The 1,263-nt window shown below is 69.9% G+C and carries 1 protein-coding gene; it reads left to right on the top strand.

Features of this window, described 5'->3' with window-relative positions:
* Positions 1-65: 65 nt before the first annotated feature.
* Positions 66-953 carry a sporulation transcriptional regulator WhiH gene (whiH, locus tag ABEA26_RS35985; RefSeq protein WP_345598287.1) on the top strand — a complete coding sequence of 296 codons (888 nt, stop codon included), beginning with the start codon at positions 66-68 and terminating at the stop codon, positions 951-953.
* Positions 954-1,263: the final 310 nt, after the last annotated feature.

The raw sequence follows: 1,263 nt of genomic DNA, 5'->3' as shown, positions 1-1,263 counted from the left end.
CACCCTTTCGTGTGCTTTTCACCAAAGACCTCAAGGGAGTTGGGAACGGCGCCGACAAAGGATGCGTGAGTACCCTTGCGCACACCATGATGACCGCCGCCCGCTCCGCCGACTCCGGCCTCGCGAACCCGGGCGAACTCGACCGCTACCCCTACGCCGAGGCGCCCGCCGTCGACCGCGTCGGAGTGCCCGCCTGGGAAGGGGTGGAGAGCGAGCTGGGCCGCGTGGGCCGGCGTACCGCGGGCAGCCGTGGCCGCGGACTGCACGGGCAACTCGTCCAGCAGCTCGGCCAGATGATCGTCTCGGGCGATCTGGGTGCCGACCGCCCGCTGGTGCCCGAGGAGATCGGCCAGCGCTTCGAGGTGTCCCGTACCGTCGTCCGTGAGTCACTCCGCGTGCTGGAGGCCAAGGGCCTGGTCAGCGCCCGCCCGAACGTCGGCACGCGCGTGCGTCCCGTCAGTGACTGGAACCTGCTCGATCCGGACATCATCGAATGGCGTGCCTTCGGGCCGCAGCGCGACGACCAGCGCCGCGAGCTCAGTGAGCTGCGCTGGACGATCGAGCCGCTGGCCGCGCGCCTCGCCGCCGGGCACGGGCGCGAGGACGTCCAGCAGCGTCTGTCCGACATGGTCGGGATCATGGGTCACGCCATGGGACAGGGCGACGCGCTCACCTTCTCGCGTGCCGACGCCGAGTTCCACACGCTCCTCATCCAGATCGCGGGCAACCGCATGCTGGATCACCTCTCCGGGATCGTCTCCGCCGCGCTGCACGTCTCCGGCGGCCCGGTCACGGGCTGTGACCGGCCGAACGACGCGTCGCTGGCGCACCACGGCCGTATCGTCGACGCCCTCGCCGCGGGGGACGGCGCGGCGGCCGAGGCGGCCATGCGGCAACTTCTGACCGTCCACCCCGAGGTGGAGCGCGTGGTGCCCGCCCCGCGCGAGCACTGACCGCGCGTTCCGCCGCAACGGCGCGGTCCGGGCACGCCAGACCCCTCCTATGGCTGTGGCCGGCCGGTTCGCCGCCACCCCGGACCCCGTGGAATCCCTCGCGATTCCGCGGGGTCCGATGGTGTGACGACGGGCTGAGCCTCCTGGCGTGGCCGGATAGTGCTCACCGGTGACCTTATTTATCCGCGTATGAATTGTTTTGAACGCTTACGGGGTGTGACTCGGGCCACGCGGATTGGGCGTAACGCTCGTGGGGGAAGTCGGAGGCCAAGCGGTCTTAGGAAGACAATTCACGTAAGCAACTCCTTGG

Source organism: Streptomyces marokkonensis, from assembly GCF_039539045.1.
Classification (GTDB): Bacteria; Actinomycetota; Actinomycetes; order Streptomycetales; family Streptomycetaceae; genus Streptomyces; species Streptomyces marokkonensis.
Note: the sequence above shows the minus strand (reverse complement) of the source record. Positions and strands in the feature narration are given on the sequence as shown.